Genomic DNA, 21,877 nt, shown 5'->3' with positions numbered 1-21,877 from the left:
GCAAGACGACACTTCCTTTTGAAGGCTGACTTTACTTTCTCCTAATCAGGAAACTGATTATTTCAATTGGCGTCAAGTTAATTGCTTTATACACATTCCGACCACACAGCTTTGTGTGGTTTTTTTTTGCTTCAAGAAAACCAATCCCTACAAAGCGATAACAGTATTTACTTACAATAGTTTAGTCTCTTACGACAACCTTACCCCCAAAAAGGTTCGCCTGAATGTGCAGTTATATTTTCAAACAGTGAGATACTCGTATCACGTTTATTTAAACGCTCGTTTGATTTAATTAACAACTTCTTTACAATGCTTCAGGTCAGACCTCTTAACTTTAAGGAGAAACCATGGGCAAACAGGAAGTCAAAACGCGTTCTGGAGAACGTGTTGCCGTTGTCGCTGGATTACGAACCCCATTCGCTCGTCAGAGCACAGAATTTAGTCAAGTGCCTGCGGTCGACTTAGGCAAAATGGTTGTGAGCGAAATGCTTGCAAGAACTGATGTCGATCCTGCGCTTATTGAACAAGTCGTTTTTGGCCAAGTTGTTCAGATGCCAGAAGCACCAAACATCGCGCGTGAAATCGTGTTGGGCACAGGCATGGACATCAATACCGATGCCTACAGTGTGACACGAGCGTGTGCGACCAGTTTCCAAGCGGCAGTCAACGTGACCGAGAGCATTATGGCGGGCACGATTGATGTCGGCATTGCGGGTGGTGCGGATTCGTCTTCTGTATTGCCAATCGGTGTTTCGAAAAAGTTAGCGGCAAACTTATTAGCGCTGAGCAAAACCAAAACCATGGGTCAAAAGCTGAAGATTCTTAAAACCCTTTCAGTGAAAGACCTTATGCCAGTACCGCCAGCCGTTGCTGAATACTCGACTGGTTTATCTATGGGACAAACTGCTGAGCAGATGGCGAAGACTCACGGGATTACTCGCGAAGCTCAAGATGCACTTGCTCACCGTTCTCACTCTTTGGCTTCTCAAGCATGGAAAAAAGGCAAGATTAAAGACGAAGTAATGACGGCATTCCCGGCGCCTTACAAAAAGTATCTGGCGGAAGACAACAACATTCGTCACGACTCAACCGTTGAAGGTTACGCGAAGCTGCGCCCTGCATTCGATAGAAAGTACGGCAGTGTAACGGCAGCCAATGCGACGCCTCTTACAGATGGCGGCGCAGCAGTCATGTTGATGCGTGAAGGCAAAGCGAAAGAGCTAGGGTTAGAAGTACTGGGTTATATTCGTGGCTATGCGTTCTCAGCGATTGGTGTTGAAACGGATATGCTGATGGGACCAACGTACGCGACCTCGCAAGTATTGAAGAATACTGGCTTAGAGCTATCGGACCTTACGCTTATCGAGATGCATGAAGCATTTGCAGCTCAAGTTCTAGCGAATGTGAAAATGTTTGCAAGTGACGAGTTTGCTCAGAAAAATCTTGGCCGCGACAAAGCGATCGGTGAGATTGATATGGAGAAGTTCAACGTACTGGGTAGCTCAATTGCTTACGGACACCCGTTTGCTGCGACTGGTGCGCGCATGATGACTCAAACATTACGTGAACTGAAACGTCGCGGTGGCGGCTTGGCACTGAACACAGCTTGTGCGGCTGGCGGTTTAGGTGCAGCAATGATCTTGGAGGTAGAATAATGTCTACGACTCTTGATGCAACAACAGAAAAAGAAACAGTCGCTCAACCAGATGCAACGTCTGCGACTGAATCAACCAAAAAGAAAGCGACAGCATTCTCTCTTAACATCGATGACCAAGATATCGCTTGGCTAGCGATCGATGTACCGGGCGAGAAAATGAACACGCTCCAAGCGGCTTTTGCTGAAGAGATGAAAGCGATCTTTGAGCAGTTAAAAGAGAAGCAAAGCCGCGTTAAAGGGCTAATTGTTCATTCTCTTAAGCCTGATAACTTTATTGCTGGCGCTGATGTTCGAATGCTTGACGCGTGTAAAACCGCTGATGAAGCACAGTCTCTAGCACGTCAAGGTCAAGATATGTTCCAAGCGTTATCTGATCTTCCTTACCCAGTTGTTGCCGCAATTCATGGCCCATGTCTTGGTGGCGGTTTAGAGCTCGCACTAGCGTGTGACTACCGTGTATGTACCGATTCCGATAAGACGCGTCTTGGTCTGCCAGAAGTACAGTTAGGCTTACTACCAGGTTCTGGTGGTACGCAGCGTCTTCCTCGTTTGATTGGTTTGCTACCGTCGCTCGATCTTATTCTTACCGGTAAACAGCTTCGTGCTAAGAAAGCGAAATCGCTTGGTGTTGTGGACGCTTGTGTGCCAGATACTATTTTGCTTGAAGTAGCGAAAAGCTTTGTTGAAAAGAATACGGGCAGCAAAAAAGGTAAACGTCTGGCATCTAAAAGCCAAGCTTCGACTAAAGAGAAACTGATCTCACGCAATGGCCTTGGCCGTAAAGTGATTTTCGAACAAGCTGCAAAGAAGACCAATCAGAAAACACGTGGTAATTACCCAGCAGCTGACGCGATTCTCGATGTGATTCGTTATGGTCTAGAAAACGGCTTTGAAAAAGGTCTTCAGTACGAAGCGAAGCGTTTCTCTGAGTTAGTAATGACCTCTGAATCAAAAGCCCTTCGTTCAATCTTCTTTGCAACCACTGAAATGAAGAAAGAACACGGTGCAGATGCAGAACCGAAAGCGGTTAAGCGTGTTGGTGTGTTGGGGGGCGGTCTTATGGGCGCAGGTATCAGCCATGTCAGCGTGGCGAAAGCGAAAGTGCCGGTGCGTATTAAAGATGTATCAAACGATGGTGTCTTGAATGCCCTTAACTACAACTACAAGTTGTTCGATAAGCAACGTAAGCGTCGTATTCTGAGCCGTGCTGGCCTAGAAAGTAAGATGCTTCAGCTGTCTGGTGGTATCGACTTTACGAGTTTTAACCACACTGATGTTGTGATTGAAGCGGTGTTTGAAGACCTCGATCTTAAGCAGTCGATGGTTGCAGACATTGAAGAAAATGCTAAGCCAGACACTATCTTCGCGACCAACACATCTTCGCTACCAATCCATAAGATTGCAGAGAAAGCACAACGACCGGAAAACGTGGTCGGTCTTCACTACTTCAGCCCTGCTGAGAAAATGCCGCTGGTTGAAGTTATTCCTCATGAAACAACCTCAGAAGAGACTATCTCGACTGTAGTGGCATTAGCGAAGAAGCAAGGTAAAACGCCGATTGTAGTTAAAGACACTGCAGGTTTTTATGTGAACCGTATTCTTGCTCCGTACATGAATGAAGCGGCACATCTGCTATTGGCAAATGAGCCGATTGAAAAGCTCGACAGCACATTATTGGACTTCGGTTTCCCGGTTGGCCCAATTACCTTGCTAGATGAGGTTGGCGTGGATATCGGCGCTAAGATTATTCCTATTCTAGTCAATGAGTTAGGCGACCGTTTCCAAGGCCCAGATGTGTTCGATATTCTTCTGAATGACAACCGTAAAGGCCGCAAGAGTGGTAAAGGTTTCTATACCTACAAAGGTAAGAAGAAGGAAGTCGATAAGTCAGTTTACAAGCTGCTTAAGCTGCAACCTGAATCTAAGTTAAGTGATAACGACATCGCAATGCGTTGTGTGTTACCAATGCTTAATGAAGCGGTGCGTTGTCTAGACGACGGGATTATCCGTAGCCCTCGTGATGGCGATATTGGTGCTATTTTCGGTATCGGTTTCCCTCCATTCCTGGGTGGTCCATTCCGTTACATGGATCAAATTGGTATCAAGTCACTGGTTGAGATGATGAACGACTTCGCTAAGAAGTACGGTGATCGTTTTGCACCATGTGATGGCCTACTGACACGTGCTGGTTTGGATGAGTCTTTTTACAAGTAACTTTCTAGTTCGCTAATTATCAAGCCCGTATCAAGCAATTGATGCGGGCTTTTCTGTTTAATGGGAGTATCCAAAGGAATGAGATTCCCTACTCAGTCATTCTTTCTTCTCGGGAATGACGGGGGGAGATGTGCTTCAGCCAATAAAAAAGGTTGATGCTCTCACATCAACCTTTTGATTCTTATAAATTATTATTAACCGAGCTCAGTATCTTTCGGGCGCAGTTGAAACTCATCTATCGAGCCAATCTCCACACCCGCCGACAGCTTCTCTTCATCCTGATGAGCATTACCGTGAGCGTGCATAATCAGACGATTGGCCGTGCGTGGCTTCAGTTGGCTAACCACAAAACGCATCATGTCAGAGCGAGTTAGCCCCTTGAGTTCTTCAAGCACACGCTCTCTCTGATTGAATGCCATATCCTTATTGCCAATCGCAACCCATAAGCGTTGAGCTCGACCTCGCAATGTCGTGTCAGGAGTTGAAATCTGATTCCAGAGACCACGTTTACTGCTGTGCCATTGGTAGTCATTAAGCTCCAATAACACCATATAAAAGGCATTAAGGAACTCATCTATTGAGGCCAATAAGTCGGCTGGAGCCGCATTGGGGGATTGCACATAAAGCACAATACCTGGGTGTCGGTTGAGCGGCATGTTGCCTGTGCCGACCATGTAACCTAGCTGCTGCTTGGTTCGTATCTCATGGAAGAAAGTGGCTGACATTAAGTGGTTTGCCAGTGAATACAGCGCAATGTTTTTAGGCGAGATATCCGGGCACTGGTAATAAACAACGATTGCCGAATCATCTTGGTTGCACACCACCTCACGTTGGAAGCTGCCGTTTTCACCCAGCATGATTAGCGGACGCAGCGACTCTTCGTAAGCCTGATCTTGAACGCGTAGGGCATCTTTTAGCGTTTCTGCCATTTTGTGTGCATCGGCTTTCTTCCAGTCGCCATACACAAACATTTCAACATGCAGCTCCGCTAAGATTGCTTGAACGAAAGAAGAGAGCTCATCGACTTCTATCGTTTCCAGAGCTTCAATTAACACCGCATAAGGAGGATTATTTGGCTGAAGTATCCCAGTCATCGCATTAAACAGCTGTGAAATCGGACGATCTTGCGAGGCGTTATTCCAGTTTCTGAGTAATTGATGCTTAATTGTTTCGAAGCGTGTTGGACTAAAGTCGCGTGCTTGGAAGCGTTCAAGGATCATATTGAGCAGTTGTGGCTGCTTTTCGCTAAATCCAGACAGGGTCAGTGTGACACCACCTTGATGGGTATACATGTTGTAACCCATGCCAGCAATTTCAGCCAGATAGGTATCTTTTTCGAGTGAATCTAAGAACATCTCTACACATAAGCGTGTTTTGACGATGTTCCTAGGGCTAGCGACCGAGTGCGGGCTATCAATAGCGATATACACCACACCTTTCGGTACTCGAAATTGGTGGTCTTGCAGGTGCCATAGCTTAAAGCCATCCAATTCTTCTAACAGTTGTGGGTGTTTAGCGTCGCCTTCGAGTTCTGCTGGATCTAAGTCATAGCAAATAAACGGGTTTTTGCTTGGAAGCTCAAACTGCCAGCCGGGGTTGATGCACATAAAGCATTGGGTTTGCTCTGAGCTAAAAGGTGTCACAGAGTAGGGCGTAAAGTACCATTTCGCTTCTCTGTCATACTCGAAACCTTGGGCAACAATGGTCGCGCGCATGTTGTCGACGGTTAAGTAGGGAAGCAAAGAACGCTGTAATTCGTCATCGAAATGCGACATCTTATAGTCGCCATACACTACGTCTTGTTCTTGGTAGTTCTGCATGTTGATCACCAAATGGCTCACGACATCAAGTGGTCTTGCGGGTTCTTGAAAGCGGAAAGCTGACTCTAAAACGGCACGCTTTTCTAGATAACGCCACTCTTCAATACCCTGTTGTTCAATCAACTTGATGTACTGGAATACCGCTTGGATGATGTTATCGGTTTTGGTTAAACCTTCGATGGTCAATGAACAACTGACTGTGAAATCACGATAGTTGCTGCCGCTTGCGCCGCCACCAGCTGAGAGAGAAGTAATCCAACCTTTCTCTTTCAACTGCATCATCAAACTGCCTTCGCCTTCATAACCTAAAAGGTGTGCAAAGAACGACAGTGGTTTAACGCCATAGTGCTCGTCCATGCTTGGCATAGGGAAGGTTAAGATGAGTTTACGCACTTCTTTAATTGGTTCGACGTACACTTGAACGCCAGTGCTTAATTCGCCAACAATCGGTACCTCCACCTTCTTGCCTTGCAAGTTGTGATTGGTAATCGAGCTAAAGCGATCCTCAACCCAGCCTTGCATCTCATCTAAGGATTGATTGCCAGACAGCGTCAGCGTCATCAGGTCTGCAGAATATTGTTGCTGGTGGAATGATAAGATCTCTTGTCGAATCGTCTCGCCGTTTCTGTCGCCCAACGTATCGATATTACCGACAGAAAACTTCGAGAATGGGTGATTGTGGTTCACCAGTTCTTTGGTAACTTGATACAAGCGTCGCGAATCGTCGTTGAGTTTCATCTTATATTCTGAATCAACGGCTTGGCGTTCTTTATCTAATGCTTCTTCGTTGAACAGGGGAGCAGTGAAAAACTGGCTGAAGCGATCGAGTGCGGTTTCAAATGCATTTAACTCGACGTCAAAAAAGAAGCAGGTGTGTTCAGTTCCGGTCCAAGCATTGTTACTACCACCATGTTGGCTGATAAAACTTTGAAACTCTCCGACCTTTGGATACTTTTCAGTACCCAAAAATAGCATATGCTCTAAGTAGTGTGCTAAACCCTCTCTGTCAGAAGGGTCATCGAAATGGCCAACATTGACGGCTAACGCAGCTGCTGCTTTTTGAGCATTTTGGTCCTGAACTAACAGTACGCGTAACCCGTTATTTAAGGTTATGTAACGGTATTGATGTTCATCGTTTGGGCTTAAGTGCAAAGGAGCATCTCCAGAGAAGGTGGTTTTTAAATTATGTACCCGATGATTCGGGGTGCAAACCTTGAGATCATATTTTGGGATATGAATAGCTATTTGGCGATTTCTAAATTACTTTTATCGATTTTTATCAGTGATTTATTTTCTTTTAATAAGATTGTTAAGAAAGTCGAACTCTTTGGCAAGTGACTTGATATAATTAGTTATATTGACTGAGGTTTCTCTGGGTTGAGAGCCAAACCTAAGTAGCGTATCGCTGATATATGGGATATATCGACATTCGGCATGTTACATAGACAGGATTGAACATGAAAATATTCATTATGCGCCATGGTGAAGCAGAACATTTTGCGAACTCGGATGCAGACCGAGCGTTAACTAAGCGCGGTAAAATGGCTTCTCTTGCGGTGGCTCAAGCTGCAAATGAGCAAGGGGTCAGCCAGTTTGATAAAGTGCTAGTTAGCCCATATTTAAGGGCACAAGAAACATGGTTGGAAATCTCTCAGGCGTTTTCTGGAAAGAAAGTTGAAACTTGCGATGACATTACGCCTTATGGAATGTCTGACGATGTGTTTGATTTGACCTTAGCGATGGCTGAAGTAGAAAAACTAGAGACCATTTTATTTGTTTCTCATTTACCTTTAGTTGGCTATTTAACAGCGGAATTTGCAACGGGCATGGCACCGCCTATGTTCCCAACGTCAGGTTTAGCCTGTATCGACTTTAACCTTGAAACACAGAAAGGTGAGTTACTTTGGAATATCAATCCATAGTGAAGGTGAAGACAACCTTTTAATTGGAAGAGTAAAGTGAAAAGGGCATCTCAATGATTTGAGATGCCCTTTTTGTTTTTGATGATGAAGCGATTTGCAAACCAGCATTACTTCTCAGGAATAGAGAGCAGTACCAACAGTGCACCGTTACCGCCAAATTCTAATGGCGCTTGGTGAAAAGCCATCACGTCTGGGTGCTGTGCTAACCACAAAGGCACCTTCTGCTTAAGGATGTGTTTGCCAATGCCGTGTTGAACGCAGGCACACGCCACGCTCTCTTTTACACAGTGCGCAATCATCGCGCCAAGCTCACGTTTGGCTTCTTGCTGAGTCATACCATGCATATCGAGATACACGTCTGGCACGTAGACACCACGACGTAGGCGCTTCACCTCATATTTAGAGACATCATCACGCGCATAACGTGTTGGGCCGTCTTCGCTAAGGTGCGGAATGAACTCATCCGAGAAATAAAACTCGCTATCACTCGCTTGTCTTGCCGTTCGAGTAATTTCTTTTTGCTTGGCATTTCTTTTTGGCTGCTGGACTATGGTATCCTGTTGCAACTTTTTAACGCCCTTTACTGCATCGTTGAATAGGGCGAAATCGTCATCGAAGTCGGTGTCTTTTTTGCTCATCAGGTTATGAATTCTAATTAGAAACGTAATTAGCAGTATTGTAGCGCTTTTCGGAGACAATTTTGGATAAGATTTTTGTAGAAGAAGCGGTATCAGAACTACACACGCTTCAAGATGTGATTCGTTGGACTGTTAGCCGCTTTAACGCAGCTGGCCTATTTTATGGTCACGGCACTGATAACGCGTGGGATGAGGCAGTACAACTTATCTTACCTACTCTTTATCTGCCGATTGATGTTCCTTCGCATGTAATGAACTCTCGTCTAACGAGCAGCGAACGTCTGCGTATCGTTGAGCGTGTGATCAAGCGTATTAATGATCGTACACCAACGGCTTACCTGACGAACAAAGCTTGGTTCTGTGGCCTTGAGTTCTTCGTTGATGAGCGCGTTCTTGTGCCTCGTTCTCCAATTGGTGAGCTGATCGAAGCTCAATTCCAACCTTGGTTAACTGAAGAGCCAGTTCGCATCATGGATATGTGTACGGGCAGTGGTTGTATTGCTATCGCTTGTGCGCACGCATTCCCAGATGCTGAAGTAGACGCGATTGATATCTCTACTGACGCACTTCAAGTTGCTGAGCAGAACGTTCAAGATCACGGCATGGAGCAACAAGTGTTCCCAATCCGTTCAGATCTTTTCCGTGATCTGCCGAAAGAGAAATACAACCTGATCGTATCTAACCCGCCTTACGTGGACGAAGAAGATATGAACAGTCTGCCAGATGAGTTTACTCATGAGCCAGAACTTGGCCTAGCAGCAGGTACTGACGGTCTGAAATTGGTTCGCCGTATCCTAGCTAACGCACCAGACTACCTAACTGATGACGGTATTCTGATCTGTGAAGTAGGTAACTCAATGGTTCATATGATGGATCAGTACCCTGAGATTCCATTCACTTGGATTGAATTCTCAAACGGTGGTCACGGTGTATTCATGATCACTCGCGAGCAGCTAGTGGCTTGCGCTGACGAGTTCTCTATATACAAAGACTAGGTAATGACGGCTAGTTTTTAGCTTAGTACTTGGTAAGACGTTCTATTTGAAACGTTTTAATTTAAACGCCATGCAGCAATGCATGGCGTTTTTTATTGCCGTCATTTGTGTCTAAGTAATCAACGCAGAATAAATAATGTTAAATATTTAGTTGCCTAATATGAATAGCTATTACATATTAGTGGCTAATGTTTAGCCGTTTTAGTGAGTTAAGGAGAATTCGCGATGAGCTTCGATACATGGATTTATTATTTGTTGGCAGTACTGATTTTAACGGCATCGCCGGGCCCAAGTTCTTTATTGTGTATGACCAAAGGTGTGCAATCGGGCTTTAAATTATCAATATTTACTGCGCTAGGCAGCTTAACGGCGATCACCGGAATCTTAACGTTATCGTTCACAGGCTTAGGGGTGATCATAGCTTCATCGGAAGTGGTATTTAATGTCATAAAATGGACTGGCGCTGCGTATCTTATCTATCTTGGCTGGAAGTCTTTACGTTCTAACCAGCAAGATTACGATAATCTATCCGATCAACAAACCGATTCTCAACCTATTAAAGAAAGCGCGGTGCAACACTACTTAAGTGGTTTTATTGTTGGCGCGAGTAACCCGAAAGCGATCTTGTTTTTTACCGCACTTTTCCCTCAGTTTATCGACCCGTCACTCGCTCTGCTTCCCCAGTTTGCAGTGTTTGCTTTAACCTTTGCTGTGATGGAGTTGTCTTGGCTATTGGTGTACGCGTATTTAGGTGCGAAGTCGTCAAACTGGCTGTTTGCTAAAGGCAGAGCTAAGGTTTTCAATCGTGTTACAGGGGGCGTGTTTATTGGCGCAGGCGCGCTGCTTTCGACGACAAGCCGAGCATAACTTTTTGATTTATCAGAGGGCTGAATAGTTACAGAAAATTCTTAATGCTGTCATAAAAGGTTAATATTAATATGCTTGCTGCTTTTAGCGAAAAGCCGATATATTGTAGTTACACCATCACGTTCTCAAGGAGAGACATATGCAGCATCAAGAAATGATTCAACACAGTAACTTTGGCGTTATCAGCCGCACTTGGATTTTCTCTACCCTTTCTCTAGTGGGTATTCTTGCTCTAATGTAGTCAGCTTAATGGCTCTATATTTTCAGTTTTTATTATGAAATCACTTGTTAAAAAGTCTTCAAAGTCAGAACTCTTTATCTCATAAACGTGGCTTTTCTCATCAGGCTAGCCACTTAACCTTTTCTTCGCTGTGCTTTTCTTTGAACACCTTCTTTCTCTGAACATTTTCTTTTCCATAATAGTATCTTTGTCTGATTCCCCATTTGTTTAATAGACTCGTTGTTTAACCTGATCTGAAGTTGTTATCAAACTGTGATAATCTTATGTTATCTTTTATCTACAGTGTATCTCTCATGTCTGTCTGGGATTCTATTTCATTTAACAATCGATTTACGACGTTACCTCGACTGTTCTATACCCCAATTCAACCTACACCTTTAAATAATGTTCAATGGCTTGCATGGAACCAAAACCTTGCGAGTGAACTCGGCTTTCCGTCATTTGAGGACGTCTCTGAGGAGTTACTTGAGACTTTATCGGGCAACGTTGAACCAGAGCAATTTTTACCTGTAGCAATGAAATACGCAGGCCATCAATTTGGTTCTTATAACCCCGATTTAGGTGACGGCAGAGGTTTGCTATTAGCACAAGTTGTCGCTAAAAGTGGTGAAACGTTCGACTTACACCTAAAAGGTGCGGGTAAAACACCATATTCACGCATGGGAGATGGGCGCGCCGTGATTCGCTCAACTGTTCGTGAGTATTTATGTAGTGAAGCGATGGCTGGGCTTAATATCCCAACCACACGTGCGTTGGCTATGATGACCAGTGACACGCCGGTTTATCGAGAGAAGCAAGAGTGGGGCGCATTGTTGGTGCGTGCTGCTGAATCACACATTCGTTTCGGTCACTTTGAACATCTGTTTTATACCAATCAGTTGGCCGAGCATAAATTACTGGCTGATAAAGTCATCGAGTGGCACTTCCCTGAATGCCTTGATGAGGACAAGCCCTACGCTGCTATGTTTAATCAGATTGTTGACCGTACCGCAGAGATGATTGCGTTGTGGCAAGCGAATGGCTTTGCCCACGGGGTGATGAATACAGATAACATGTCGATTATTGGACAGACGTTTGACTATGGGCCGTTTGCATTCCTCGATGAGTATGACCCGAGGTTGATCTGTAATCACTCCGACTACCAAGGTCGTTATGCCTTTAATCAACAACCTAGAATTGGATTGTGGAACCTGTCAGCTCTGGCTCACTCTCTGTCACCGCTGGTGGAGAAAGCTGATTTACAGGCAGCGTTAGAGCAGTATGAGCCACAAATGAACGGTTATTTCAGCCAGTTGATGCGTAGAAAGCTTGGGCTACTTTCTAAACATGAAGGTGACAGCCGCTTGTTTGAATCTATGTTCGAGTTGATGTCGCAAAACAAAGTCGATTATCCAAGGTTCTTTAGAACGCTGTCGAACCTAGACACTTTGCCTGCGCAGGAAGTCATTGATTTATTTATCGATCGCGAGGCCGCAAAGCTGTGGCTGGATAACTATTTGCAACGTTGTGAACTTGAAGGTAGCTCAGTAGTCGAGCGCTGCGAAAAGATGAGACAGGTAAACCCTAAATACATCCTCAGAAATTACCTCGCACAGCTGGCGATAGATAAAGCCGAGCGCGGTGATAGCAGTGATATTGACGCATTAATGGTGGTGTTGGCCGATCCTTATGCGGAACACCCTGAATACGAACATCTTGCCGCGTTACCACCAGAGTGGGGCAAAGCGATGGAGATCAGCTGCTCGTCGTAAAGTAGTACGTCAAATCAAACGAGTAGACAGAGGTCACTTAGTTGTGATCTCTGTCTGTTTGTTCTTCTAATTTTACAAACATATCAATAATCAAATGCTCAACCTGCCTATAGACTATGTGAATAAGTTGTAAATTTAATAGGTTTGGGCGATGCCAACAAATACTCGAATTCTCGTGGTGGATGATGATCAAGAAATCCGCGAGCTGCTGGAAGAGTACCTCACAAAATCGGGTTTCGATGTCTCCTCAGTTGGAGACGGTGTTGAACTCGAAACTCACCTGCAAAGCCAAGGTTACCCAGACCTGATTCTTCTTGATGTGATGCTACCCGGTGACGACGGTTTTACCTTGTGCCAACGCGTCCGCAAACAATCGAATGTGCCTATCATCATGCTGACTGCGGTATCGGATGAAACCGACCAGATCATCGGCTTAGAAATAGGTGCGGATGACTATATCGCTAAGCCGTTTAGCCCTCGCCAGTTAATGGCGCGTATCAAAGCTTTATTACGTCGCGTTCAAGTCGTCGATGACAAACCCAATGATGCACTGCCAAAGCAAATCATTTTTGGTGATTGGACGCTCGACACACTCGCACATCGAATTTCCCACAATGATTGCTCAGAAGAGATGGACTTGTCGGGCAGTGATTTCTCATTGTTAATGTTGTTCCTTACTCGCCCTAATGAAGTGTTAGACCGAGATACTATCTCTTTCGCAACCAGAGGCCGCGAAGCGCTGCCTTTTGAACGTGGTATTGATGTGCAGCTAAGTCGCCTGAGAAGCCGATTGGGCGACAGTGGTAAGTATCCTCACTACATCAAAACCATGCGCGGCAACGGCTACATTCTGGCTGTGCCTGTGCATTATGAGCACTGAGTAAGAAGTCCTTATGAAGTGGTTGAGAAGTTTAAAGCCAAATTCCTTGGTTGCTCGAACCTTGTTATTAACCTTGTTGGCAGTGGTCATTGCTCAAGGCATCGCAACCTCTATTTGGTACAGCGAATCTAAACATAAGGAATTGGAAGGGATTCGTTCGGCCTCATCGAGCATGGCGAACATGTTTGCTTCAACGGTGACCTTCTTTCAATCTTTGCCCGTCAAATATCGCCATATCGTGTTAGACCAAATTCGAAATATGGGCGGTACGCGCTTCTTTGTCTCTTTCAACAAAGAGGCTTTGATTGTTGAGCCTATACCCGATACCCGCTTAAAAACTGCCTCGATAGAAGCCATAGAAAGTGTGTTGAGTAACAAGCTCAATAAAGTGGAGTCGGTACGCGTCGATTTTTCTCGTCCAGAGCATCTTCGATTACTTAAAAATGACATCTACTTGAGCGATCTCCCTCGATCGTGGGCGCATCACACATTAACCTTAGAACCTCTCAACCCTCCAATACTGGTTGTGCAGATTGAATTAGCCAGTCATGAATGGGTCTACATTGCCGCACTGTTGCCTGCACCTTACGTAAAACTGGATGACACTATTCTTGGTCGTGAACAGGTGATCTTCTTGCTCTCTTCAACACTCATTCTATTGGTGTTGACCTACTTAATGATTCGTCGCCAAGTGCGCCCGCTAAAAAAATTAGCAAGGGCAGCCAATGAGATGAGTATGGATATTCAGCAGCCACCACTTAACGAAGAGGGGGCAACTGAATTGGTCACCGCAACTCGGGCTTTTAATCGCATGCAACAGCGGATTCGTCGCTACGTTGCCGATCGAGAACACCTTTTCTCTGCTATTTCTCATGATTTAAAGACACCCATAACTCGGCTTAGGCTGAGAGCTGAGCTGTTGGAAAGCGAAGTTAAGAAAGAGAAGTTCAACAAGGATTTAGATGAGCTAGAGATGATGGTCAAAGGTGCTCTGCAAGCAGTAAGAGACACAGACCTTCACGAAAACAACGCCATTATCGATCTTAATGACATGGTTGCTTCGGTTATAGAATTACATAACCAGCATCAAACTTTAGTGGAGTTTGAACCCATCGTGGTTGAGCCTTTAGTCGCCAAACCATTAGCGATCAAACGTGTGCTGACCAACCTTATCGACAATGCGGTGAAATACGGCACATCCGCTAAGGTCGATATCAACAGCGATTCTGTATGGGTCATCGTGACGATTCAGGACCGAGGCAAAGGAATCCCAGAAGATAAACTTGAGTTGGTGTTTGAACCATACTTTAGGCTGGCGACCGACGACCAAGGACACGGCTTAGGGCTAGGAATTTGTCGAAATATCCTGCACGGACACGGCGGAGATCTCATTATTCGCAACTCCCCTCAAGGCGGTTTAGAGGCCAAAGTCTATATCCCTAGAGGCTTAGAAGTGTAATGTAACAATTGTGTTACATTGGGCTTACCTTTTGTTTCAATCCTAAAAATCAAAATAAGTAGACTCTTTATTGAACCGGACGTCGAGTCCGCTAAACATGGAAGATAATAATGAAAATCAATAAAACCCTACTTACTCTATCTCTTCTTGCTGCCTCAACATTTTCTCAAGCTGGTGAAGTGGAAGTGCTTCACTGGTGGACTGCCGGTGGCGAAGCAAAATCTGCCGCAGTACTGAAAGAGATGATTGAAGAACAAGGCCATACATGGAAAGACTTTGCAGTGGCTGGTGGCGGCGGTGAAAGTGCGATGACCGTTTTGAAAACGCGAGCAGTATCAGGTAACCCGCCATCTGCTGCGCAGATCAAAGGTCATGATATTCAGGAGTGGGGTGGTTTAGGTTTTCTAACGTCTCTCGATGCAACCGCGAAACAAGAAAAGTGGGATGATTTACTGCCTGCTGTTGTCACCAAAGTAATGAAGTGGGACGGCGAGTACGTAGCAGTTCCTGTGAACGTTCACCGTGTTAACTGGCTTTGGGCAAACCCAGAAGTGCTCGAAAAGTCAGGTGTGACGGTTCCAACTACCTTAGATGAGTTCTTTGTTGCTGCAGATAAGATCAAAGCAGCAGGTTTCATCCCTCTGGCGCACGGCGGTCAACCTTGGCAAGACGCAACAGTCTTCGAGGCTGTGGCACTTGATGTACTTGGTAGTGAAGACTACAACAAAGCGTTCGTTGATCTAGATATGGACGTGTTATCTGGCGATAAAATGGTGGAAGTATTCACTAAGTTTAAAAAGATGCGCGACTACATCGACAGCAACTCGCCAGGTCGTGATTGGAACGTCGCAACCTCTATGGTTATTAATGGCGAAGCGGCGATGCAAATCATGGGTGACTGGGCGAAAGGTGAGTTTACCGCAGCAGGCAAAGTGCCGGGTAAAGACTACATCTGCGCACCAGCTCCGGGTACTGACGGTCAATTTACCTTCAACATCGATAGTTTTGCGTTCTTTGAGTTAAGCGATAAAGAGAACCAAAAAGCGCAGCAAGATCTAGCGAAAACCATTCTTACCAAAGATTTCCAAGAAGTCTTCAACTTGAACAAAGGCTCAATCCCTGTACGTCTCGATATGGACATGTCTAAGTTCGACCAATGTGCGTTGGATTCAATGGCAACCTTCAAAGCGAGTGCGGAATCTGGCGATCTTGTTCCGAGTATGGCTCACGGCCTAGCGACGACAAGCTACGCTCAAGGTGCTATCTATGACGTAGTGACCAACTTCTTCAATGAGAAAGATGCCGATCCAAAAGAAGCGGCAGCTAAGTTAGCGAAAGCAGTGAAAGCGGCTATCTAATCTCACTTGGTTTAACACCAAACCCCCAGGGTGGGTAGGCTCGTAGGGAGCCTATCTGCTCTTCATTCCCAATTCTAATATGCGTGATGCTGATGTGGTGCCGAGAGGCAAGCCATTGGCTCGATTGTGCAACAAGGATAAGTTATGGAGCATGTTTTGACTGAGTCGACTCCAAAACCGACAAGGAGCCAGCCTGTGCCCAAGCCTAGCTTTGCTGACAGGTTGCAACATTGGTTACCCAAGATTGTACTGGCGCCTACCGCGTTAGTGACCGTGGTGTGTATCTACGGCTATATATTCTGGACGGCGGCGCTGTCGTTTACGAATTCTCGATTTTTACCGAGCTTCAACTTTGTTGGTTTAGCTCAATATGAAAAGCTGATGGACAACGATCGCTGGATCACCTCAATCACCAACCTCGGTGTGTTTGGTTTTCTGTTCATGGCGATTGCTATCTTGTTGGGCGTGGGTTTGGCGGTATTGCTTGACCAGAACATCCGCCAAGAAGGCGCGATTCGTACCATCTATTTATACCCAATGGCCTTGTCATTCATCGTGACGGGTACCGCTTGGAAATGGATTCTCAATCCGGGTCTTGGCATTGAAAAACTGATGCAAGATTGGGGCTTTACCGACTTTAAATTCGATTGGTTGGTCGACTCTGAAATGTCGGTCTACACCTTAGTGATTGCGGCGCTTTGGCAGTCTTCAGGCTTTGTGATGGCGATGTTCTTAGCCGGCCTTCGTGGCATTGATTCTTCAATCATCAAAGCCGCTCAAATTGATGGGGCAAGCTTACCCACTATTTATCTCAAAATCATTCTGCCTTGCTTGCGTCCTGTGGTTTTCAGCGCGGTGATCATCACCTCACACATTGCGATTAAGAGTTTCGACCTTGTGACTGCGATGACAGCGGGTGGCCCAGGTTATTCATCGGATCTTCCTGCGCTATTCATGTACGCACACTCCTTTACGCGTGGACAAATCGGCCTTGGTGCTGCCAGTGCCATGATGATGCTTGCGGGTATTTTAGCGATTCTCGTGCCTTATCTTTACTCTGAACTTAGGGAGAAAAAGTCATGATGAATAACATCAACTTTGCTCGAATGTTTATCTATTCAGCACTGCTTTTCTTCTGCTTAGTTTATTTAATGCCATTGTTCGTCATGGTACTGACCTCATTCAAAACTCTGCCAGACATTAAGGCGGGTAACTTGATGAGTTTGCCGAAAGAGTGGGTGTTTGATGCTTGGTATAAAGCGTGGGATACCGCGTGTACGGGCGTTAAATGTGAAGGCATCAAAGGCTACTTTTGGAACTCATTCCAAATGGTGATACCTGCGGTTGCGATTTCGACATTGCTCGGTGCATTCAATGGCTATGTGGTCACTAAGTGGCAGTTCCGAGGCTCCAATCTGTTCTTTAGTTTGTTGTTGTTTGGTTGCTTCATCCCATTCCAAGTGGTGCTTCTGCCAATGGCGACCATGCTTGGCAAGATGGGCTTGGCTAACACAACCATCGGCTTGGTGATTGTGCATGTTATCTACGGCATGGCATTTACGACTCTGTTTTTCCGTAACTTCTACATTTCGATTCCTGATGAATTGATAAAAGCGGCAAAACTGGATGGTGCAGGCTTCTTTACCATCTTCTTTAAGATCTTATTACCGATCTCTACACCCATCATCATGGTGACGGTGATCTGGCAGTTCACTGCAATCTGGAACGATTTCCTGTTCGGGGTGGTGTATTCAGGCTCAGAGACTCAACCAATCACCGTAGCATTAAATAACTTAGTTAATACCAGCACGGGCGTTAAAGAATACAACGTCGATATGGCTGCCGCGATCATCGCCGCACTGCCAACGCTGTTGGTGTATGTCTTCGCAGGAAAATATTTTGTTCGTGGCCTAACGGCAGGATCAGTAAAAGGATAATTACTCATGGCAACATTAGATTTAAAACAGATCCGTAAAACCTATCGCAACGCGGACAACGAAACGTTAAAGGGCATCGACATCAGTATCGATTCGGGGGAGTTTTTGATACTTGTCGGCCCTTCGGGGTGTGGAAAATCCACCCTAATGAACACCATTGCTGGGCTAGAGAATATTAGCTCGGGTGAAATCGTGATTGATGGTGTTGACGTGGCTCAGGTTGAACCTAAAGACCGCGACATCGCGATGGTATTCCAATCATACGCACTTTACCCAAACATGACGGTACGCGGCAATATCGCCTTTGGCTTGAAGATCCGCAAGATGCCACAAGACGAAATCGATGCAGAAGTGAATCGAGTTGCTGAAATGCTACAAATTGAACAACTGCTTGATCGTAAACCATCACAGCTATCTGGTGGTCAGCGTCAACGTGTCGCGATGGGGCGTGCTTTGGCGCGTCGTCCTAAGCTGTACTTGTTTGATGAACCGCTTTCTAACTTGGATGCCAAGCTACGTGTTGAAATGCGTCATCAGATTAAACGTCTGCACCAAAAGCTGAACACCACCATTGTTTACGTGACTCATGATCAGATCGAGGCGATGACTCTGGCTGATCGCATCGCAGTAATGAAAGATGGAGAACTGCAGCAACTCGGTACACCGCAAGAGATCTACACCAAGCCAAACAATATGTTTGTTGCGGGCTTTATGGGTTCACCATCTATGAACTTCATTAAGACCATGGTGGACTTGGATGACGAGCAGAATCCGATCATCAAAGTAACGGGTACGGCTGAGCAAGAACACCACATTCGCTTGCCACAAAGCATGCGTGAGCAAGATGGCAAAGAAGTGGTGATTGGCCTACGCCCTGAACACATCACCGAGCAGGAAAGTGAAGATGTGTCGGCAACGACCAAGCTGGACTTGCAGTTAGAAGTGCTAGAACCAACAGGACCAGATACGATTGCGATGGTGAAAGTGAACGACCAAGAAGTAGCGTGTCGCTTGTCGCCAGAATTTGAGGTGTCAGTTGGGCAAATGGCGCCGCTGCATTTTGACTTATCAAAGGCGGTATTCTTTGATGCTCAGACTGAAGCAAGAATTGATTTTTAGTTTTTGAGACAGTAGCTCACTGAGAGACTAAGCTTAAGCAAAGGCAGTATCACTAATTACTAATAAGTAACGTGATGCTGTCTTTTTTGTTGTTTTAGCCTGTTTTATTTCCTCACGAAAACAGAGGGATAAACGAGATAAATGGATTAACTGCAATATTATCGCTAATTAGCCTCCGTTAGCTCTATAAAGCAGACCGATAACAGCGTAGGATCGCGCTACTTTAGACCAAATACTAGGTTGCACATTAGTGCATAAACAGAAGAATACATGAAACTAACAGCAAAACCCTCAGCTAGTAACGCTTTACTTATTTCTATTACGACACCGGACTTCAAAGGTGACGAAGCAAAAGAGTCTCTTGCCGAACTTGCTCGCTTAGTAACAACCCTAGGGTTTAAAGTGGTCGGTACACAATCACAGCACCACAGTTCAACACAACGACAAAACGTGTTGGGCGCAGGTAAGCTTGCAGAAATTGCACACTTAACCGGTTACCAAGGTTCGATTGAAGAAGCCGAAGATGAAGATTTTATCGATGAGTCTTTTGATTTTCGTGCTGGTATCGATGAGTTAGATTTTGATGATCTTCCATCTGAAGACGTGGAATTTGGTACTGCTGACGTAGTGGTATTCGACTGTGATTTGAGCCCATCTCAACTGCGTAATGTAGAAGCTCACTTGGGTGTCGAGGTGTTTGACCGTACTGGCATCATCATCGAGATCTTCAGCCGCCATGCTCGTACTCGCACTGCACGTCTGCAAGTTGAAATCGCTCGCCTAAACTACCTTGTGCCTCGACTACGTGAAACGGCCGATGGTGATAAAGAACGTCAAATGGGTCAGGGTGCTGGTGAAACTTCACTAGAACTAGACCGTCGTAAAGTACGTGATCAAATTGCTGCGCTTAAACGTGAACTGGTTAGCGTACAAGACGAAATGAAGAACCGACGCACTCAGCGTTCGGAGCTTTTCACTGTTGCTCTGGTTGGTTACACCAACGCGGGTAAATCTTCGATGATGCGCGCGATGACTGCAACCGAAGTGAGCGGTGAAGATAAGCTTTTCGCCACTCTAGATACCACGGTTCGTGCTCTTCAGCCGATCACTCAGCCGCGTATCCTAGTGTCAGATACAGTGGGTTTCATCAAGAAACTACCACACGATCTGGTTGCTTCATTCCACTCAACACTTGCAGAAGCGCACGATGCTTCGTTACTGCTTTATGTGGTTGATGCTTCTGATGTTTCATTCCGTGCACAGCTTGACGTGGTACACGAAGTATTAGCGCAAGTGGGCGTTGAAGGCAGCGAAAAACTATTGGTACTGAACAAGTGCGATAGATTGAGCGAAGAAGAGCAGTTAGAGCTGATTGAAGAATTCCCAGATGCGATGCTAACGTCAACGCGTGACCCGTTAGATATCACTAAACTGCACAAGTACATTGTGGGTGTGGCTGAACAAGGCATGATCGAAGAAGAGATCACGATTCCTTATTCTGGACAAGGCATCATCGGTGAGATCCGATCAAACATGAGTGTGGTGAAGGAAGAGTACGACTACGAGTGCATTAAGCTGACAGTACGTTCAAGTGCTATTGATTTAGCAAGACTTAAAAAGCGTATGCAGAACTCGTAATCATCTGTTTCAGATAATATTTCAATATCCTATTAAGATAACCAGCTCTAAAGAATCTCTATATAAGGCTGCCATTTTGTTTACCGAAGTGGTGGCCTTTATTTTTCCTCCTAACCTTTATTTCATCACTGATGCTTTGGTCAACTCTCACCCATTTATAAATATTCTATGTGTCATTTTCCACCCATTAAATTTTGCAAAGCGCTGGCGACTCATGTTGGCAACTATGATGAAGCCTTGTAGTTAAAGGCTTGTTAATGTTTTGTATCAATATGGCGCGCTAATTGCCTTAGTGAAAGCACGCAGTTCCCATTGAAGGGCTGCTTTGTTTACTAAGGAGAATAATAATGTTTAAGCCTCTTACCCTGCTGTCTGTATCTGCTCTTGCGCTCACAAGTTTTAATGCTGCTGCAAACTGTGACCCTGGTGAAATCGTGATTAAATTCAGTCACGTAACCAATACCGATAAGCACCCGAAAGGCATTGCCGCTTCTCTACTAGAAGAGCGAGTAAACACTGAAATGAATGGTAAAGCTTGTATGCAAGTTTTCCCTAACTCGACGCTTTACGATGATAATAAGGTACTGGAAGCCCTGTTAAATGGTGATGTTCAAATGGCGGCACCTTCGCTGTCTAAATTTGAGAAGTTCACTAAGAAATACCGCATTTTTGACCTTCCGTTCCTATTTGAAGATGTAGACGCTGTTGACCGTTTCCAAAACTCAGAATCTGGTGAAAAACTGAAGAATGCAATGAAACGTCGTGGCCTACAGGGTCTAGCGTTTTGGCACAATGGCATGAAACAGATGTCGGCGAACAAACCTCTTATCAACCCTGAAGATGCGGAAGGTTTGAAATTCCGTGTTCAAGCATCAGATGTATTGGTTGCTCAGTTTGAACAGCTAGGCGCTAACCCACAGAAGATGTCTTTCAAAGAAGTGTACGGTGGCCTACAAACTAAGGTTATCGATGGCCAAGAAAATACATGGTCAAACATCTACGGTAAGAAGTTCTTCGAAGTACAAGACGGTGTGACTGAAACCAATCACGGCATCTTGGATTACCTAGTTGTAACCTCAAACGACTTCTGGAAAGACCTACCTGAAGATGTACGCACGCAGCTTGGCACTATCGTTCAAGAAGTGTCTGAGACGCGTAACGCGGAATCTTCAAAAGTTAACCTAGCGAACAAAAACAACATCATCGAAGCTGGTGGTGAGGTTCGTACGTTGACGCCTGAGCAGCGTCAAGCATGGGTAACGGCACTTCAACCAGTATGGAAGAAGTTTGAAAAAGACATCGGTTCAGATCTTATCGATGCAGCATTAGCTTCAAACCAATAACACCGCTATGGGGTGGCGGCTCCCTACCGCTGCCCTTT

16 protein-coding genes are annotated in these 21,877 nt (G+C 45.3%); 14 read left to right on the top strand and 2 right to left on the bottom strand.

Annotation, left to right across the window (positions count from 1 at the left end; translation table 11 throughout):
- Positions 1–347 precede the first annotated feature (347 nt).
- Together fadI and fadJ are read left to right on the top strand one after the other, a co-directional pair.
- Complete coding sequence (gene fadI, locus L1D22_RS01070; RefSeq protein ID WP_239828431.1) at positions 348–1,655, top strand: acetyl-CoA C-acyltransferase FadI; 1,308 nt, start codon at positions 348–350, stop codon at positions 1,653–1,655.
- Positions 1,655–3,871: a fatty acid oxidation complex subunit alpha FadJ gene (gene fadJ, locus L1D22_RS01065; protein WP_239828430.1), complete on the top strand. Its 2,217-nt coding sequence runs from the start codon at positions 1,655–1,657 to the stop codon at positions 3,869–3,871. The genes fadI and fadJ overlap by 1 nt, the downstream gene beginning before the upstream one ends.
- A 194-nt stretch (positions 3,872–4,065) precedes the next feature.
- Here fadJ and L1D22_RS01060 read toward each other — a convergent pair whose 3' ends face one another.
- Positions 4,066–6,843 (bottom strand): insulinase family protein, encoded by a 2,778-nt coding sequence (locus tag L1D22_RS01060; RefSeq protein WP_239828429.1) that lies wholly within the window; start codon positions 6,841–6,843, stop codon positions 4,066–4,068.
- 305 nt (positions 6,844–7,148) lie between these two features.
- On the opposite strand from L1D22_RS01060, the gene sixA reads away from it, so the two are divergent.
- Positions 7,149–7,613, top strand: a complete 465-nt coding sequence (sixA, locus tag L1D22_RS01055) for a phosphohistidine phosphatase SixA (RefSeq protein ID WP_239828428.1) — start codon at positions 7,149–7,151, stop codon at positions 7,611–7,613.
- Between the two features lie 107 nt (positions 7,614–7,720).
- On the opposite strand, the gene smrB is transcribed toward sixA, so the two are convergent.
- Complete coding sequence (smrB, locus tag L1D22_RS01050) at positions 7,721–8,251, bottom strand: endonuclease SmrB (RefSeq protein ID WP_017633130.1); 531 nt, start codon at positions 8,249–8,251, stop codon at positions 7,721–7,723.
- Between the two features lie 62 nt (positions 8,252–8,313).
- Here smrB and prmB point away from each other — a divergent pair, with 62 nt between their 5' ends.
- The 11 genes from prmB (at position 8,314) to L1D22_RS00995 (ending at position 21,839) form a co-directional block, all read left to right on the top strand.
- On the top strand, positions 8,314–9,246 hold the full coding sequence (gene prmB / locus L1D22_RS01045) for a 50S ribosomal protein L3 N(5)-glutamine methyltransferase (RefSeq protein WP_017633131.1): 933 nt from the start codon (positions 8,314–8,316) through the stop codon (positions 9,244–9,246).
- Positions 9,247–9,471: 225 nt separating this feature from the next.
- Positions 9,472–10,113 carry a LysE family translocator gene (locus tag L1D22_RS01040; RefSeq protein WP_239828427.1) on the top strand — a complete coding sequence of 214 codons (642 nt, stop codon included), beginning with the start codon at positions 9,472–9,474 and terminating at the stop codon, positions 10,111–10,113.
- Between the two features lie 534 nt (positions 10,114–10,647).
- Complete coding sequence (locus L1D22_RS01035) at positions 10,648–12,105, top strand: YdiU family protein (protein ID WP_239828426.1); 1,458 nt, start codon at positions 10,648–10,650, stop codon at positions 12,103–12,105.
- A gap of 151 nt (positions 12,106–12,256) precedes the next feature.
- On the top strand, positions 12,257–12,985 hold the full coding sequence (locus tag L1D22_RS01030) for a response regulator transcription factor (protein ID WP_239828425.1): 729 nt from the start codon (positions 12,257–12,259) through the stop codon (positions 12,983–12,985).
- A 13-nt stretch (positions 12,986–12,998) separates the two neighbouring features.
- Entirely contained in the window at positions 12,999–14,444 is a 1,446-nt protein-coding gene (locus L1D22_RS01025) for an ATP-binding protein (RefSeq protein WP_239828424.1), read from the top strand.
- 110 nt (positions 14,445–14,554) lie between these two features.
- Positions 14,555–15,802, top strand: coding sequence for an ABC transporter substrate-binding protein (locus L1D22_RS01020; RefSeq protein WP_239828423.1), 1,248 nt, complete (start codon positions 14,555–14,557; stop codon positions 15,800–15,802).
- Positions 15,803–15,946: 144 nt separating this feature from the next.
- Positions 15,947–16,885 carry a sugar ABC transporter permease gene (locus tag L1D22_RS01015; protein WP_239828422.1) on the top strand — a complete coding sequence of 313 codons (939 nt, stop codon included), beginning with the start codon at positions 15,947–15,949 and terminating at the stop codon, positions 16,883–16,885.
- Positions 16,882–17,739, top strand: coding sequence for a carbohydrate ABC transporter permease (locus L1D22_RS01010; RefSeq protein WP_048661487.1), 858 nt, complete (start codon positions 16,882–16,884; stop codon positions 17,737–17,739). Before L1D22_RS01015 ends, L1D22_RS01010 begins: the two co-directional genes overlap by 4 nt.
- A 6-nt stretch (positions 17,740–17,745) precedes the next feature.
- A complete protein-coding gene (ugpC, locus tag L1D22_RS01005) occupies positions 17,746–18,858 on the top strand; it encodes a sn-glycerol-3-phosphate ABC transporter ATP-binding protein UgpC (protein WP_017066148.1) in 1,113 nt (370 codons plus the stop codon).
- Positions 18,859–19,128: 270 nt separating this feature from the next.
- Positions 19,129–20,496, top strand: coding sequence for a GTPase HflX (gene hflX, locus L1D22_RS01000; RefSeq protein WP_239828421.1), 1,368 nt, complete (start codon positions 19,129–19,131; stop codon positions 20,494–20,496).
- A 347-nt stretch (positions 20,497–20,843) separates the two neighbouring features.
- Positions 20,844–21,839, top strand: a complete 996-nt coding sequence (locus tag L1D22_RS00995) for a TRAP transporter substrate-binding protein (RefSeq protein ID WP_010439482.1) — start codon at positions 20,844–20,846, stop codon at positions 21,837–21,839.
- Positions 21,840–21,877: the final 38 nt, after the last annotated feature.

It is taken from the genome of Vibrio sp. Isolate34 (assembly GCF_022397915.1).
In the GTDB taxonomy this organism is placed as follows: Bacteria; Pseudomonadota; Gammaproteobacteria; order Enterobacterales; family Vibrionaceae; genus Vibrio.
This window is presented reverse-complemented; position numbering and strand designations above follow the sequence as displayed.

What these genes read in the sequence shown, in the direction of transcription:
- L1D22_RS01015 (WP_239828422.1), top strand. Translation starts at nt 15,947, where the DNA reads ATGGAGCATGTTTTGACTGAGTCGACTCCAAAACCGACAAGGAGCCAG.
- smrB (WP_017633130.1), bottom strand. Translation starts at nt 8,251, where the DNA reads ATGAGCAAAAAAGACACCGACTTCGATGACGATTTCGCCCTATTCAAC.
- hflX (WP_239828421.1), top strand. Translation starts at nt 19,129, where the DNA reads ATGAAACTAACAGCAAAACCCTCAGCTAGTAACGCTTTACTTATTTCT.
- fadI (WP_239828431.1), top strand. Translation starts at nt 348, where the DNA reads ATGGGCAAACAGGAAGTCAAAACGCGTTCTGGAGAACGTGTTGCCGTT.
- L1D22_RS01025 (WP_239828424.1), top strand. Translation starts at nt 12,999, where the DNA reads ATGAAGTGGTTGAGAAGTTTAAAGCCAAATTCCTTGGTTGCTCGAACC.
- L1D22_RS01010 (WP_048661487.1), top strand. Translation starts at nt 16,882, where the DNA reads ATGATGAATAACATCAACTTTGCTCGAATGTTTATCTATTCAGCACTG.
- L1D22_RS01020 (WP_239828423.1), top strand. Translation starts at nt 14,555, where the DNA reads ATGAAAATCAATAAAACCCTACTTACTCTATCTCTTCTTGCTGCCTCA.
- L1D22_RS00995 (WP_010439482.1), top strand. Translation starts at nt 20,844, where the DNA reads ATGTTTAAGCCTCTTACCCTGCTGTCTGTATCTGCTCTTGCGCTCACA.
- fadJ (WP_239828430.1), top strand. Translation starts at nt 1,655, where the DNA reads ATGTCTACGACTCTTGATGCAACAACAGAAAAAGAAACAGTCGCTCAA.
- L1D22_RS01030 (WP_239828425.1), top strand. Translation starts at nt 12,257, where the DNA reads ATGCCAACAAATACTCGAATTCTCGTGGTGGATGATGATCAAGAAATC.
- L1D22_RS01040 (WP_239828427.1), top strand. Translation starts at nt 9,472, where the DNA reads ATGAGCTTCGATACATGGATTTATTATTTGTTGGCAGTACTGATTTTA.
- sixA (WP_239828428.1), top strand. Translation starts at nt 7,149, where the DNA reads ATGAAAATATTCATTATGCGCCATGGTGAAGCAGAACATTTTGCGAAC.
- ugpC (WP_017066148.1), top strand. Translation starts at nt 17,746, where the DNA reads ATGGCAACATTAGATTTAAAACAGATCCGTAAAACCTATCGCAACGCG.
- L1D22_RS01035 (WP_239828426.1), top strand. Translation starts at nt 10,648, where the DNA reads ATGTCTGTCTGGGATTCTATTTCATTTAACAATCGATTTACGACGTTA.